At 72.3% G+C, this 14,279-nt stretch carries 13 protein-coding genes; 5 read left to right on the top strand and 8 right to left on the bottom strand.

The annotated features are described in order from the left end of the window. The first annotated feature begins 1 nt into the window (after position 1). Positions 2-1,330: a nickel pincer cofactor-dependent isomerase, group 22 gene (locus tag G9H72_RS15690; protein ID WP_166172763.1), complete on the top strand. Its 1,329-nt coding sequence runs from the start codon at positions 2-4 to the stop codon at positions 1,328-1,330. Between the two features lie 23 nt (positions 1,331-1,353). Here G9H72_RS15690 and G9H72_RS15685 read toward each other — a convergent pair whose 3' ends face one another. Genes G9H72_RS15685 through G9H72_RS15655 form a run of 7 tightly spaced genes read right to left on the bottom strand, consistent with a single transcriptional unit; the run spans position 1,354 to position 9,526 of the window. Then, the gene (locus tag G9H72_RS15685; protein WP_166172761.1) at positions 1,354-2,424 is read right to left on the bottom strand and encodes an ABC transporter ATP-binding protein; all 1,071 of its coding nucleotides are present in this window, start codon (positions 2,422-2,424) and stop codon (positions 1,354-1,356) included. Position 2,425: 1 nt separating this feature from the next. Further along, the gene (locus tag G9H72_RS15680; RefSeq protein WP_166172759.1) at positions 2,426-3,490 is read right to left on the bottom strand and encodes an ABC transporter ATP-binding protein; all 1,065 of its coding nucleotides are present in this window, start codon (positions 3,488-3,490) and stop codon (positions 2,426-2,428) included. Continuing rightward, entirely contained in the window at positions 3,490-4,416 is a 927-nt protein-coding gene (locus G9H72_RS15675; protein ID WP_166172757.1) for a carbohydrate ABC transporter permease, read from the bottom strand. The genes G9H72_RS15680 and G9H72_RS15675 overlap by 1 nt, the downstream gene beginning before the upstream one ends. Then, positions 4,416-5,357: a carbohydrate ABC transporter permease gene (locus tag G9H72_RS15670; protein ID WP_166172755.1), complete on the bottom strand. Its 942-nt coding sequence runs from the start codon at positions 5,355-5,357 to the stop codon at positions 4,416-4,418. The genes G9H72_RS15675 and G9H72_RS15670 overlap by 1 nt, the downstream gene beginning before the upstream one ends. A 6-nt stretch (positions 5,358-5,363) precedes the next feature. Next, positions 5,364-6,776 (bottom strand): extracellular solute-binding protein, encoded by a 1,413-nt coding sequence (locus G9H72_RS15665; protein WP_231127125.1) that lies wholly within the window; start codon positions 6,774-6,776, stop codon positions 5,364-5,366. A gap of 39 nt (positions 6,777-6,815) precedes the next feature. Continuing rightward, positions 6,816-8,267: an NAD-dependent succinate-semialdehyde dehydrogenase gene (locus G9H72_RS15660; protein ID WP_331272350.1), complete on the bottom strand. Its 1,452-nt coding sequence runs from the start codon at positions 8,265-8,267 to the stop codon at positions 6,816-6,818. Further along, the gene (locus tag G9H72_RS15655) at positions 8,264-9,526 is read right to left on the bottom strand and encodes an iron-containing alcohol dehydrogenase (RefSeq protein WP_166172753.1); all 1,263 of its coding nucleotides are present in this window, start codon (positions 9,524-9,526) and stop codon (positions 8,264-8,266) included. The genes G9H72_RS15660 and G9H72_RS15655 overlap by 4 nt, the downstream gene beginning before the upstream one ends. 167 nt (positions 9,527-9,693) lie before the next feature. Here G9H72_RS15655 and G9H72_RS15650 point away from each other — a divergent pair, with 167 nt between their 5' ends. The 4 genes from G9H72_RS15650 to G9H72_RS15635 all read left to right on the top strand — a co-directional run bounded on the left by G9H72_RS15650 (position 9,694) and on the right by G9H72_RS15635 (position 13,110). Further along, positions 9,694-10,440 (top strand): GntR family transcriptional regulator, encoded by a 747-nt coding sequence (locus tag G9H72_RS15650; protein WP_166172751.1) that lies wholly within the window; start codon positions 9,694-9,696, stop codon positions 10,438-10,440. 186 nt (positions 10,441-10,626) lie between these two features. Further along, entirely contained in the window at positions 10,627-11,190 is a 564-nt protein-coding gene (locus G9H72_RS15645; protein WP_166172749.1) for a DJ-1/PfpI family protein, read from the top strand. Further along, positions 11,187-12,032: an alpha/beta fold hydrolase gene (locus G9H72_RS15640; protein WP_231127124.1), complete on the top strand. Its 846-nt coding sequence runs from the start codon at positions 11,187-11,189 to the stop codon at positions 12,030-12,032. Before G9H72_RS15645 ends, G9H72_RS15640 begins: the two co-directional genes overlap by 4 nt. 43 nt (positions 12,033-12,075) lie before the next feature. Continuing rightward, positions 12,076-13,110 (top strand): LacI family DNA-binding transcriptional regulator, encoded by a 1,035-nt coding sequence (locus G9H72_RS15635; protein WP_331272349.1) that lies wholly within the window; start codon positions 12,076-12,078, stop codon positions 13,108-13,110. Positions 13,111-13,115: 5 nt separating this feature from the next. On the opposite strand, the gene G9H72_RS15630 is transcribed toward G9H72_RS15635, so the two are convergent. Continuing rightward, positions 13,116-14,213: a LacI family DNA-binding transcriptional regulator gene (locus G9H72_RS15630; RefSeq protein WP_166172745.1), complete on the bottom strand. Its 1,098-nt coding sequence runs from the start codon at positions 14,211-14,213 to the stop codon at positions 13,116-13,118. Positions 14,214-14,279 lie beyond the last annotated feature (66 nt).

Raw genomic sequence — 14,279 nt, 5'->3', positions numbered from 1 at the left:
GATGACGGTATCGACCACGGGCTCGTTCATCCGGCTCGACGAGGTCACTGCCTCCTGCCCACTGCCCGCCGTCCATCGCGTACGCCGCCACGGCCGCCAGCCGCAGGAGCCGGACGTGGCGGGGGCGGTGCGGCGCGAGCTGGCCCGCGCCGGCCTCTCCCTGGCTCCCGGCTCGCGGATCGCGATCACGGTGGGCAGCCGCGGCTTGCACGACCTGGTCGAGCTCGTCCGGGCAGCGGTCGAATGGCTGCGCGTGCAGGGCGCGGAGCCGTTCGTCGTGCCCGCGATGGGGTCGCACGGACATGCCACCGCGGAGGGCCAGCAGTCCCTGCTCGTCCAGCTCGGCGTGACCGAGGCGAGCGTGGGCGCGCCGATCCGCTCCGGCATGGCGACGGTCGACCTGGGCGGCGGGCCCGCAGGGGTGCCGGTGCACATGGACGCCCTCGCCGCCGAGGCGGACGGTGTGCTCGTGGTCAACCGCGTGAAGCCGCACACCGACTTCCACGGCCCGCACGAGAGCGGCCTGGCGAAGATGGCGGCGATCGGGCTGGGCAACCAGGCGGGCGCGGCGACGCTGCACGCGCTCGGCCCGGCCCGGCTGTCCGAGTCGATCGTCGCCGTGGCCCGGGCGGTCGTCGCACGGGGCAAGGTGATCGGCGGCCTCGGCGTGGTGGAGAACGGGCGGGGGCAGACCGCGGGCGTCGCCTGGGTCCCGCCGCAGGGCATCGGCGGTGCCGAGGAGGCCGCCTTGCTGGCCGAGGCCCGACGCCTGCTGGGGACGCTGCCGTTCGACGAGCTCGACGTCCTCGTGGTCGACAGCTTCGGCAAGAACGTCTCGGGCTCGGGGATGGACACGAACGTCATCGGCCGCCGCCGCATCCACGGGGTGGAGGAGCCCGTCGAGCCGCGGATCGCCAACGTCGTCGCCCTCGGCCTGACCCCGGACTCGGAGGGCAACGGCTACGGCATCGGGCTGGCGGACTTCACGACGCGTGAGGTCGCCGCCTCCCTCGACCTGCACGCGATGTACACCAACGCGCTCACCGCCGGGGTGGTGGGAACGCGCCGGGTCGCGCTTCCCATGGTCCTCGCCGACCCGGTATCCGCCGTCAGCGCAGCGGTGCTGACGTGCGGTCGAGCCGCACCGGCCGACGTCCGGCTCGTACGGATGCACGACACGCTCGACGTGGCCGACCTGCTCGTGTCGCCCGCGTTGCTGCCGCAGGTCCAGCAGCACTCCGAGCTCGAGCTGGTCGGCGGCCCCGTCCCGCTGGTGGACGGGGGCGGGTCGGCCCTCGCCCCATGGGGCGACGAGGCCGCCGACCGGTAGCGGGCCGCGCGGGGGTCGCGTCCTCATCGGGCGAGGGCGAGGCCCGTCTGCGCGTCGAACACGTGCGCCCGGTCCAGGTCCACGGCCACCCGCAGGGGGTCGCCGGGCTGGCCCGACACCGACGGCCGGGCCTTGACCTTGAGCATCGCGTCCCCGACGCGTACGTCCACGACCGTGCGGTCCCCGAGCGGCTCGAGGGCGTAGAGCTCGCCGTCGAGCGACGCGGACGGCTCGCGCCGGTCGATCGAGAGGTCCTCGGCCCGCAGCCCCAGCAGCAGTGGCCGCCCGTCGTCGGCGCCGGAGCCACGCGGGCGGGGCAGGGACCACCCGCTCTCCCCGATCAACCGGTCACCCGCGGCCCGGCAGGGCAGCAGAGCGATCCGCGGGTTGCCGACGAAGGCCGCCACCCACGAGTTGGCGGGGCGTTCGTAGATGTCGCGCGGGGACCCCACCTGCTGGACCTTGCCCGCGCGCAGCACCGCCACCTGGTCCGCCATCGACATGGCCTCGACCTGGTCGTTGGTGACGTAGAGGAAGGTCCCGCCGAGCGTTCTGTGGATGCGGGTCAGCTCGGTGCGCATCTCCACGCGGAGCTTGAGGTCGAGGTTGGTCAGCGGCTCGTCCATGAGGAACGCGCGGGGCGTGCGGACGAGGGCGCGGGCGAGGGCGACACGTTGCATCTCGCCGCCGGACATCTGGGCCGGCCGCCGCTGCATCAGCTTCTCGATGTGCAGCAGCGCGGAGACCTCCTCCACGCGCTTGGCGATCTCCGGGGACGGGACACGCCGTGCCTTCAGTGGCGAGGCGATGTTCGCGTACGCCGTCTGCTTCGGGTAGAGCGCGTAGCTCTGGAACACCATTGCGAGGTCCCGCTCGGCAGGGGTCGAGCGGGTCGCGTCGAGGCCGTCGAGGTGCACGGACCCGCCGTCGAGCTTCTCCAGCCCGGCGATCGCCCGCAGCGTGGTCGTCTTCCCCGCTCCGGAGGGTCCCAGGATGACGAAGAAGGACCCCTGCGGGACGTCGATGGTGACGTCCTCCAGTGCCTGCACGGTGCCGAAGGCCTTGCGCAGGCCGACGGTCGAGATAGCGCTCACGTCAGGCCACCAACTGCCGGGACTCGAGGTCGTAGACCGGGGGCGGACCGCCGACGTGTCTGAGCCCGACCGGTGCCTCGGGCCCGTAGCGGGCGGTGGGTGGCATGCGGACCCGCAGGTCGCTGCCTCCCGTCTGCACGACGTAGATGGTCTCGTCGCCGAGCATCTCCTCGGAGACGACGCGGGCGGGGATCGCCCCCACGGCCTCCGGCGCGGTGAGCTCCAGCGCCTCGGGGCGTACGCCGGCGACCAGCCTGCGACTGCGGTCCAGCCCGTGCGGAGGCGCCATCGAGAGGCCGCCGCCCGCGCGCAGCGCGCCGTCCGCGAGCTCGACGTCGACGAGGTTCATGGGCGGGGAGCCGATGAACCCGGCGCAGAACAGCGAGGCCGGCCGGTTGTAGACCTCGAGCGGCGTCCCGACCTGCTCGAGCTTGCCCTTGTTGAGGATCGCGATCCGGTCCCCGAGCGACATGGCCTCGAGCTGGTCGTGGGTGACGTAGACCATCGTGGTGCCGAGCCGCTGCTGCAGGTGCTTGATCTGCGTCCGCATGTCCGCCCGCAGCTCCGCGTCGAGGTTGGTCAACGGCTCGTCCATGAGGAAGGCGAGCGGCTGGCGGATCAGGGCACGCGCCAGCGCGACCCGCTGCTGCTCGCCACCGGACAGCTGGTTGGGGCGGCGGCCGAGCAGGGGCTCGAGCCGCAGCATGCGCGCGGCGTCCGCGACCCGGGCCTTGACCTCGGGCTCGGGGACCCCTTCGGCGCGCAGCGGGAAGGCGATGTTGTCCCGCGCGCGCAGGTGCGGGTAGAGCGCGTAGAACTGGAACACCATCGCGATGTCGCGCTCGGCCGGCGGGAGGTCGTTGACCAGCTTGTCGCCGATGCGGATGTCGCCCGAGGACTGCCGCTCGAGCCCGGCGATCGCGCGCAGCGTCGTCGTCTTCCCGCAGCCGGAGGGGCCGAGCATGACGAACAGCTCGCCCTGGCCGATCGAGAGGTCGAGATGCTCCACCGCGACCGTGCCGTCGGGGAAGCGCTTGTGCAGGGCGCTGATCTCGATGCCGGCCATCAGCGTCGCACCGCCCCGAGGGTCACGCCCGCGACGAGGTGCTTGCGGACGAGGAAGGCGAAGAGCAGCACCGGAACGGCGAAGACCATGGCCGATGCCGCCACCAGGCCCCAGTCGATGGTCGTCCCTCCGATGAGCCCGGCGATCGCCGGTGGGGCGGTGCGGGCGGAGTCGCTCGAGGTCAGGAAGATGGCGAACACGAACTCGTTCCAGGAGAAGATGAGGGCGAACACCGCGGTCGCGGCGATACCGGGGACGAGGAGCGGCAGGGTGAACCGCCAGAAGGCCTCGAAGCGTGAGTACCCGTCGAGCATCGCGGCGTCCTCGTACTCCGCGGGCACCTCGTCCACGAAGCCCTTCATCATCCAGATGGTGAAGGGCAGGTTGAAGGCCGCGTAGATGAGGACCAGCCCGAGCTTGGTGTTGATGAGCCCGAGGTCGCGGTACATCAGGAAGATCGGGATGACCACGACCACCGGTGGCATGAAACGCGTCGAGAGGATGAAGAACAGCTGGTCCTTCTTCGCCTTCAGCGCGAAGCGCGAGTAGGCCCACGCGGCGGGCACGCCGAGCAGCGTCGCGAGGATGGTCGACGTGCCGGCGACGAGGATCGAGTTCTTGTACGACACCGCCAGGTCGGAGGTACCCGACCCGTCGCGCTGCACGAACACGTCCTTGTAGTGGTCGAGGGTGACGTCGAACCGGAAGAACTGCGCCGGGACGGCGTAGACGTCGCGGTTCTCCTTGAGGGACGTCTCCAGCATCCAGACGACCGGGAAGAGCATGACGACGGCGAAGGCGGCCAGCACGACGATCTCGAGCCAGGTGCGCAGCGTCCCGCGCCGGCGGCGCTGTGGCCCGCGGGGAGGGTTGCGGTGTGCCGCCCCGGCCTCGGCGGCGACGGTCTCGTCGATGTGCAGCGCCATCAGGTGCTCCGCAGCTTCTCGAGGTAGCGCAGGTAGAACTGCGCCAGGACGATCACGACGAGGACCATGAGGATCCCGTACGCCGACGCGGCGCCGGTGTCGAAGCCGAGGAACGCGACCTTGTAGACGTGGAAGGACAGCGTCTCGGTCGACACGCCGGGGCCGCCGTTCGTCAGGATGTAGACGAGGTCGAAGAGCCGGAACGCCTCGATCGCCCGGAACAGCACGGCGATCAGCAGGAGCGGCCACACGAGCGGCAGCGTGATGTGCCGGAAGCGGAACCACTCCGACGCCCGGTCGATGGACGCGGCCTCGTAGAGGTACTTCGGCACCGCCGTGAGGCCGGCCAGGGCGATCAGCATGATGAACGGCGTCCACTGCCAGGTGTCGACGACGATCAGCGACAGCAGGGCGGTCCGCTGCTTGGTGAGCCACTCGACGGAGCCGAAGCCCAGCGAGTTGAGCAGCGAGTTGACCACGCCGAACTGCGTGTCGAGCATGAACCGCCAGAAGAGGCCGACGACCACGGGCGAGAGCATCATCGGCACGAGGAACAGCGTCGTCATGAGGCCGCGGCCGCGGACCCGGCGGGAGATCAGGTACGCGATCGAGAAGCCGAGCACCGTCTGCAGGCCGACGGCGCCGATGACGTACATCAGCGTGGTGAGGGCCCGCTGGTGGACCGTGGCCGAGGTGAGGATGTCGCGGTAGTTGTCGAACCACACCCACTGGGCGGGGGTGTCGCGGGTGGCCGAGTAGTTCGTGAACGAGAGGTACAGCGCCCAGAGCAGCGGGAACACGGAGAGGAACAGGAGCAGGGCGAGGGCCGGCGCGATGAACATCGCGGACAGGCGCCGGTCGCCGAGCCAGCGGAAGCGCCGCGCCGCCGGCGGCGCCACCAGGGGCGCCGCCGGCTCCGCGGGCGAGATCGTGGTAGCCATCAGCAGTTACCGGATCCCGCCGCTCTGGTCCAGCACTGCCTGCTGCTCCTTCGCGATCGCGTCCAGGGCGTCCATGGGGTCCTTGGCCCCGTTGAGCGCCGCGTTGACGTTCGTGTTCTCGATGTCGATGAGCTTCGCGTACTCCGGGACGTTCCACATGTCCCGCAGGCGAGGCACCGAGTCGGCGAACACCTTGTTCCACGGGGCCGCGTTCAGGAACTCCGGGGAGTTGATCGCGTCGGTGCGCGCCGGCACCCCGCCGGCGGCCGCCCACTTCTTCTGCACGTCCGCCTGCTCGAACCACTTCATGAAGTTGAGCGCCTCGGCCTGGCGCTCCGCCGGGGCGTACTTCGAGATGTGCATGCCCATGCCGCCTAGCGGCACGATGTCGGCATCCTGCGTCGGCAGCGTGGCGAAGCCGAGCTTGGTGAGGATCTCCTCCTTGGACTTGCCGAGCGTCGACTGGCCGGGGTCGAGCAGGCCGCCGATCGCGGCGAGCCAGTTGAACCCGATGCAGACCTTGCCTTGCCCGATGGCGGCGTTGACCTCGTCGATGAACCAGTTGCCCGAGCCCTTGGGCGCCAGCGGCTTCATCTGGTTGACGAGGACGTCCATGGCCTTCTTGCCGGCCTCGTCGTTGATGATCCCCTCGATCTGCTTCTCCTTGGGGTCCCACAGCTTGCCGCCGTAGACGCCGTTCACGGTGTTGTACGTGACGGCCGCGGCGTCCGAGCCGTTGGACTGGTGGAAGGCGAGGCCGCTGACGCCGGGGTTGTCCTCCTGGCACTTCTTGGCCGTCGCGATCATCTCGTCCCACGTGGCCGGGGGCTTCTCGCCGATGAGGTCCTTGCGGTAGATCATCGCCCAGGTGTCCCCCAGCAGCGGGAGCCCGTAGAGCTTCGCGTTCTCGTCACGCTGGCCGGTCTCGGCCTGCGGGTACTGGCCGTAGGCGGCGAGCAGGTACGGGTCGTAGGCCTCCTCCTCGATGTTCGCCTTCACGAAGTCGGTGATGTCGAGGATGCTGCCGTTCGTGACCGCCTCGCCGATGTGCTGGGAGTCCAGGATCGGGATGTCGAAGTCGGTCTTGCGGGCGGCGAACTGGGTGAAGATCGCATCGTGCCAGTTCGGGTTCGGCACCGTGTTGACCTTCACGGTGACGTTGGGGCGCTCCTTCGTGTACTCCGCGTTCGCGAAGTCCTCCAGCGCCTGGGCGGGGGGCCACTCGAACCAGAGGAAGCTCAAGGTGATGGGCTCGGTGGACAGCTCGGGGATCGTCGCGGGGGCCGCGTCGCCGCCGCCCTCGCTGTCGTCACCCCCACCGCAGGCGGCCACGGTGCCGACCGCCAGGGCCAGGGCCGCCGTCGCCGCCGTGCGCCTGGAGAGCCGGCGGCGCCTTCCGTGCCTGTCGAGGAACATCATTGTTTCTCCCAATTCTCGCTTTCGGAATGCGTCCGGGGCTCACCAGGAGGTCGCGACGTACTTGGCCTCCATGAACTCGAGGAGGCCCTCGTGCCCGCCCTCGCGCCCCAGGCCGCTCTGCTTGACGCCGCCGAAGGGCGCGGCCGGGTCGGACACCAGGCCACGATTGAGCCCGACCATGCCGGACTCGAGGCGCCCGGCGACGCGCATGCCGCGGGCGACGTCCCCGGTGAAGACGTAGGAGACGAGGCCGTGGATGGTGTCGTTCGCGGCCGCGAGGACCTCCTCCGGGTCCTCGAAGCGCACCACGGGGGCCACGGGAGCGAAGACCTCCTCGCGCAGGATCTCCGCGTCCGCGGGGACGTCCACCAGCACGGTGGGGGGATAGAAGAAGCCGTCCTCCTCCGGCGGCTCCCCGCCCGTGGTGACCGACGCCCCGCGCGCCACCGCGTCACGGACCAGGTGGTCGGCCTTCTCGACCGAAGCACGGTTCACCAACGGGCCGCACTGGGTGTCGGGGTCCGTGCCGGCGCCCAGCACGATGCGGCCCATGCGCTCGGTCAGCCCGCGCACGAAGGCGTCGTGGATGCCCGCTTGGACGTAGAAGCGGTTCGCGGCCGTGCAGGCCTGCCCGCCGTTGCGCATCTTGGCGACCATCGCCCCGTCCAGCGCGGCCTCGAGGTCCGCGTCGTCGAAGACGAGGAAGGGCGCGTTGCCGCCGAGCTCCATCGCCGTCTTCAGCACCCGGTCGGACGCCTGGCGCAGCAGCACCCGGCCCACCTCGGTGGAACCGGTGAAGGACAGCATCCGGACGCGCTCGTCGGACAGCATCGCCCCGACGACGGGGCCGGGGGTCGAGGTGGCGACGACATTGACCACGCCGGCCGGGACGCCGGCCTCGGTGAGGAGGTCGGCCAGCGCGAGCGCGGTCAACGGGGTCTCGGTGGCGGGCTTGAGCACCACGGTGCAGCCCGCCGCGAGCGCCGGCCCGATCTTGCGGGTGGCCATCGCGGCAGGGAAGTTCCAGGGGGTGACGAGGACCGCCACTCCGATGGGCTGGTAGGTGACGAGGATCGAGTTCGTGCCGGCGGGCGCTTCGGCGATCTCCCCGCGCACCCGCACGGCCTCCTCCGCGTACCAGCGGAAGAACTCGGCGGCGTAGGAGGCCTCGGCCCGCGAGTCCACGAGGGACTTGCCGTTCTCGGTCGACATGAGCTGCGCGAGCTCCTCGCGCCGCTCCGTCATCAGGTCGAAGGCCCGGCGCAACGTCTCGGCACGTTGCCGGGGCGACGTGCCCGCCCAGGCGGCGGCCGCGGCCGATGCCGCGTCGACGGCTGCGACGGCCTCCTCGACGCCGGCGTCGGCGACGGAGGTGATGACGGTGGCCGTCGACGGGTCGACGACGTCGATGCGCCGGCCGCTCGCGGCGGGCCGCCACACCCCTCCGATGAACAGGTCGGTCGGCAGCTTTCCCCAGTCGACGAGCGTCACAGCGATCCTCCCCGTGCGGCGACGAGCGGCTCGTGCTCGTCGCGCAGTCCTGTGCGGTCCCCGGCGTACGCCGCGCGGACGATGCGCTCGGCGCCGGCCGCGTCGAGCCGACGCGGGTTGTTCTCCACCAGCCGCGCCGCGTTGAGCGACTGCTCCGCGGTCCAGCCGACCTTGTCCTCGGCCAGCCCGAGCTCGCCCAGCGTGCGGGGGATGCCGACGGAGGCCAGCAGGTCGGCCACGGCCTCGATGGAGGCGTCGGCCAGCTCCGCGTCGTCGCCCTGCAGGGGTACTCGCATCTCCCGGGCGATCCGGGCCAGCTCCTGCTCGCGCACGTTGCGGTTGAACTCCATGACGTACGGCAGAAGGGCGCCCACGCCGACCCCGTGCGGGGTGTGGGTCAGCGCCCCGAGCGGGTACTGGATCGCGTGGGCGGCCGCGGTCCCCGCGGTGCCGAGCGCGAAGCCGCCCGCCATGGCGGCCAGCATCATGGCCTCGCGCGCCTCCAGGTCGTCCGGGTCGGACCACGCGCGGTGGAAGTTGGCCGCGATGAGGCGCACGGCGAGGAGCGCGTACTGGTCGGTCAGCTCGCTCTTGCCGACGAAGACCCGGGCGGCCGAGAGCCCCGGCTCCGGCTCGCGCCGGATGGCGGTGAAGGCCTCCACCGCGTGGGCCAGGGCATCCGCGCCCGTGCTTGCCGTGAGCGCGGGAGGGGAGCCGTAGGTCAGCTCCGGGTCGCACACCGCGCCCCAGGGGATGATGTGCGGGCTCGAGATACCTACCTTGCTCGACCGCTCCGGGTCGGACAGGACGGCGACCGGGGTGACCTCGGAGCCGGTGCCGGCCGTCGTCGGCAGCGCGATGAGGGGCAACGTCGGCCCGGGGACCCGGAACTCGCCGTAGTAGTCCTGCGGGCGGCCTCCGTGGGCGAGCAGCACGGTCACGGACTTGGCCAGGTCGATGCAGCTGCCGCCGCCCATGCCGAGGACGACGTCGGGGGCCGCTCGGCGGGCCAGCTCCGCGCACTCGACGACCTGTCCGGTGGGTACGTCCGGCAGCGTCTCGGTGAAGGTCGAGACCTCCATGCCGGCCCCGCGCAGCAGGCCGAGCAGCTCGTCGAAGTCGGGGGTGCTGCTGAATCTCGCATCCGTGCACACGAGCGCCCGCCGCCCCACGGAGGCGGCGAGGGTTCCGAGTGCACGACGCTGCCCGGCTCCGAACAGCACGTGGCGGGGGCTCCGCAGAAGCCCGAACACAGTCATAGGCGTGGACACATCCTGCCGGGGCGGGCGCATGAGGAGCGCGCAGACGGTGAGAGCGAGACCAGGTCTCGAAGCGCAGGATCCGATAGGATCTGCGCAGAGAATCGTGCAGCAGGCGGCGCCTGTCAACATGCCTGGGAAGACTTCTCGGCAGCGGAGGTTGGCTGATGGCGAAGCGGCGCGAGGTCACGGCGGTCGAAGGCGCCACGCCGGGCGCGGGTCTGCGGGGCGAGGCGGGCGCGGCGTCTGCGCGCCCGCGGCTGGCCGACGAGGTCTACGACTTCCTGCTCTCGCAGCTCATGACGCTGCGGATCGAGCCGGACGCGCGGGTGACCATCGACGCCCTGGCGCGCGAGCTCGGGGTGTCCCAGACCCCCATCCGCGACGCCCTGAGCCGGCTCGAGGCCGACGGCCTCGTCGTACGTGTCCACCTGGCGGGCTACCGCGTGGCGCCGCAGATCACCCGGCAGCAGTTCGAGGACCTCGTCGAGATCCGGCTGCTGCTCGAGCCGTCGGTCGCGCGCCATGCGGCCGAGCGCATGACGCCGGCGCAGACGGAGCAGTTACGGGGCCTGCTGGAGGACATGGCTCGGCCGCAGGCCGGCGACCAGCACCTGGCGTACGGCATCTTCGGCCGTCGGGACGCCGCTTTCCACGACCTCATCGCGGTAGGGGGCGGCAACCGGGTCGTGCGCGAGACGCTGGCCCGCCTGCACACGCACGTACATCTCTTCAGGCTTCTCTACGACGCCAAGGTCACGAACGAGGCCATGGACGAGCACGCGGAGATCCTCGAGGCGATCGCGGCACGGGACGCGGACGGCGCTGCGTATGCGATGCGGCGGCACATCCTGCGCTCCGGTGAACGTTTCCGTCCCATCTTCGAGCGCATGGCCGCGCCGGTGAAGAAGTGATCGGTAGGACACGACTGTGCAACGGTCATTGACGCGCCCTCCAGGCTGAAGCAGACTGCGGACAGAGCGCGATCAGATCCGATCGGATTCCGAGCCGGATCGAGCCTTCACGGCAGTCGGGCAGGTGGCCCGACGAGCCCTGTCGCACGCGCTCGTCGACCGCTGAACCCCACCGAGGAGGAGCAGGTGCCCCGAGCACTCATGCTCACCGGCGACGCCGCCGAGGAGCTCGACGTCATGTACCCGCTGTACCGGATCCGGGAGGCGGGCTGGGACGTCGACGTCGCGGCGCCGAGCCGGCGCGAGGCGCAGTTGGTGATCCACGACTTCGACCCCAACTCCGACGCCTACACCGAGAAGAACGGCAGGAAGCTCCCGGTCGACCTGGCGTTCGCAGAGGTCGAGGTGGAGCGCTACTCCGCGCTCATCATCCCGGGAGGCCGCGCCCCGGAGTACATCCGGCTCGACAAGGACGTACGGCGAATCACCGAATACTTCTTCGCCCAGAACCTTCCGGTGGGGCTCGTCTGCCACGGCCCGCAGGTCCCCGCCGTCTACGGCCTGCTGCGCGGCCGCCGGACCGCGTGCTTCCCCCCGCTGACCGGGGACATGGAGAACGCCGGCGCGATCGTGGTCGACGCTCCCGACGTCGTCGACGGCAACATCGCCTCGTGCCGTGGCTGGCCGGACATGCCGGAGTTCTCGCGCGCCTTCATGGGGCTTCTCGAGCGCGCGGCGGTCCCCGCTTGACCCAGCTGCGGGCGGTCGGCGACGCGGGCTCCGCGTCGCCGACCGGGGGTGACGTCGTCGTCGACGGCTCCCCGGTCCACGTCGTGCAAGCCGGCTCCGGCCCGGGCGTGCTGCTGCTGCACGGGTCGGGGCCGGGCACGACCGGATGGGGGGCGTGGCGGGCGACCGCGGCCGCCCTGTCCGGCCGCTTTCGCGTCGTCGTGCCCGACCAGGCCGGGTTCGGGGCGACGCCCATCCCGGGCGAGGGCCGGGCCGGGCGCGACGTGTGGGTCTCGCAGGCCGCCGGCGTGATGGCGGCGCTCGGCCTCGGGACGTACGCCGTGGTCGGCCACTCCATGGGCGGCGCCGTCGCCCTCGCGCTCGCTGCGGCGTACCCGGACCGGGTCTCGCGCGTGGTCGCGGTGTCCTCGATGGGGGCGCCCGCACCGCTCTCGCCCGGGCTGGACGCGCTCTGGTCCGCCCGCCCGTCGCGCGACGCGGCCCGCAGCCTGCTGCGCCTGCTGTTCCACGACGAGGTGCTCGTGACGGAGGCGGCCGTCGACGCCCGCCTCGCCGCCATGACGGCCGGCGAGGCGGCCTACGCACGGCTCTTCCCGCCACCGCGGGAGCGGTGGGCGGACGACCTGGCCCTCGACGAGCCGACCCTCGCATCGGTCGTCGCGCCCGTCCTGCTGGTGCACGGGCAGCAGGACGCCGTCACGCCCCTCGAGCAGACCGCCCTCCGCCTGCGCAGCCTGCTGCCGGACGCCCGGCTGGAGACGATCCCGGAGTGCGGCCACGTCCCCGCCGTGGAGCATCCCGCGCTCTTCCTCCGCACGGTCGAGGGCTTCCTGCAGCCGTGAGCGGTTCCGCATGTCGCAGCGTCGCGGGCTAGAGTCCGCGGGCGTGCCCGCCGGAAGGCCGCCCGAGCCGCCCCGTCAACGGCCGACGCTCTCCCGCATCGCGCAGATCGCGGGCGTGTCGGTCCCCACGGTGTCCAAGGTGGTCAACGGCCGCGCGGACGTCGGCCCCGACACCCGTAGCCGCGTGGAGCGCGCGCTGCGCGAACACGGCTACCGTCCCGCCCGCAAGCTCGGAGCCCCCGGGGCGCACATCGAGCTCGTCTTCCACGCGCTGGAGAGCGCCTACGACACGGAGGTCATCAACGGCGCCGAGCAGGTCGCGAGCGAGAACGGCCTGGCGCTGGTCATCTCGCAGCTCAACTACCGCTTCACCCCGGGGTCCGTGGAGATGGAGCGCGTGCTGTCGCGCCGGCCGGCCGGCGTCATCTCGGTCTTCTCCGGGCTGGGAGCGGAGCAGCGCCGGCAGCTGCGCGACCGTGACATCGCGTACGTCGTGGTCGACCCGACCGAGGACCCCGGCCCGGACTTCCCGACGGTGGCCGCGAGGAACTGGCACGGTGGGGCGCTGGCCACCCAGCACCTGCTCGACCTCGGTCACCGCCGCATCGCCGCGGTGACCGGGCCGCTGTGGGCTCTGCCCGCGCGCGCACGGCTGGACGGCTACACCGCGGCCCTGAGGCGAGCCGGCCTCGCCCTCGACCCGGCTCTCGTCCGGGAGGACGACTTCGTCCCCCGCGGTGGCCGGGAGCAGGCGCAGGCGCTCCTGCAGCTGCCTGACCGCCCCACGGCCGTGGTCGCGGGCAACGACGGCCAGGCGCTCGGCGTGTGCCAGGCGGCCCAGGAGGCCGGGCTGCGCGTGCCGCAGGACCTCAGCGTGGTGGGCTTCGACGACCTGTCCATCGCCGCGTCCAGCGTCCCGCCGCTGACCACGGTCCACCAGCCGATCCGCGAGATGGCCGCCGCCGCGGCCGGCATCGTCGTGCGGCAGGCGGCCGGCGTGCCGCTCACGGAGTCTCGTGTCGAGCTCCCCGTCGAGCTCGTCGTGCGCGCCAGCACGCAGCCGCCCCGCGGCGGGTAGCCAGCTCAGCGCGCGGATCGCGCGCCCTCCGCCGGCGCCCGTCGGCCCTGCTGCGCCCGCCGCGTCCGCGCACGCACCGAGCTGGACCGCACGACCAGCTCGGGTGGGACGACGTCGTACCGCGCCGGCACGGACGCCCCCTGCGCAAGCCGCTCGACGAGGAGGTCGATGCTGCGCCGGCCGACCCGCGCGAAGTCCTGGCGCACCGTGGTCAGGGGCGGGCTGTAGTACGCGGCCTCGGGCACGTCGTCGAAGCCCACGACCAGCACGTCCTCGGGCACGCGGAGCCCCGCCTCGCCGAAGGCGCGCAGCAGGCCCAGCGCCATCTGGTCGTTGGCCACGAAGACCCCCTCGACGTCTCCTCTCGCGGCGAGCAGCCGTCCCGCCTCGTAGCCGGCGGACGGGCGCCACGTCCCGCCCACGACCGGCGGGACGGGGCGCCCGGCTGCCTCGAGGGCCGCCCGCCATCCGTCCGCCCGCTCCTCGGACTCCGTCCAGCCCTCCGGCCCGGCCACGTGGAACACCGTGCCCGCCCCCTGGTCGAGCAGGTGGGCCGTCGCGAGCCGGGCGCCCTCGACCTGGTCGACACCGACGCAGGGCATCCCTGTGGAGCCGCCCGCGCCGACGACGACCACGGGCACCCGTTCCGCGAGCTCCGCAGCGGCGGCTGCCGCTTCGTGGAAGGGCGCGATGAGGACGACGCCGTCGACCGCCTGCCCGACCAGCCGGTCCAGCGCCCGACGGACCCCGTCGGCGCCCGGCGAGTCCAGGCCGGCGACGCTGACGAAGTACCCGGCCGCCCGAGCGGCCACCTCGATGCCGTGCACGGTGCTCGCCGGCCCGTGCAGGGTGGGGTCGAAGCTGACGACGCCCAGGGTGAGCGAACGCCGGGTGGCCAGCGCCCGGGCCGCCGGGTTGGGCCGGTAGCCCAGCTGCTCGATGACGGCGGCCACACGTTCTCGCGTCTCCGGCCGGACCGCGGGGGAGTCGTTGAGCACGCGCGACACCGTCTGGTGCGAGACGCCGGTGGCCGCGGCGACGTCGGCGAGGGTCACCGCCCGGGCGAGCGAGCGGGGACGGCCGCGAGATCCGGCTGCCGACATGGCGTTTCCTCCAGAGCGGTGTCGTCGGGGTGCTGCCGCACGACGGAGCCCGGCCCGACCGTTGCG

The organism is Motilibacter aurantiacus, assembly GCF_011250645.1.
Taxonomy (GTDB): Bacteria; Actinomycetota; Actinomycetes; order Motilibacterales; family Motilibacteraceae; genus Motilibacter_A; species Motilibacter_A aurantiacus.
Note: the sequence above shows the minus strand (reverse complement) of the source record. Positions and strands in the feature narration are given on the sequence as shown.

Excerpts from the sequence above, each read along its gene's own strand:
- G9H72_RS15680 (WP_166172759.1), bottom strand. The coding sequence starts at position 3,490 with ATGGCCGGCATCGAGATCAGCGCCCTGCACAAGCGCTTCCCCGACGGC.
- G9H72_RS15655 (WP_166172753.1), bottom strand. The coding sequence starts at position 9,526 with ATGACTGTGTTCGGGCTTCTGCGGAGCCCCCGCCACGTGCTGTTCGGA.
- G9H72_RS15630 (WP_166172745.1), bottom strand. The coding sequence starts at position 14,213 with ATGTCGGCAGCCGGATCTCGCGGCCGTCCCCGCTCGCTCGCCCGGGCG.
- G9H72_RS15665 (WP_231127125.1), bottom strand. The coding sequence starts at position 6,776 with ATGATGTTCCTCGACAGGCACGGAAGGCGCCGCCGGCTCTCCAGGCGC.
- G9H72_RS15670 (WP_166172755.1), bottom strand. The coding sequence starts at position 5,357 with ATGGCTACCACGATCTCGCCCGCGGAGCCGGCGGCGCCCCTGGTGGCG.
- G9H72_RS15675 (WP_166172757.1), bottom strand. The coding sequence starts at position 4,416 with ATGGCGCTGCACATCGACGAGACCGTCGCCGCCGAGGCCGGGGCGGCA.
- G9H72_RS15650 (WP_166172751.1), top strand. The coding sequence starts at position 9,694 with ATGGCGAAGCGGCGCGAGGTCACGGCGGTCGAAGGCGCCACGCCGGGC.
- G9H72_RS15690 (WP_166172763.1), top strand. The coding sequence starts at position 2 with ATGACGGTATCGACCACGGGCTCGTTCATCCGGCTCGACGAGGTCACT.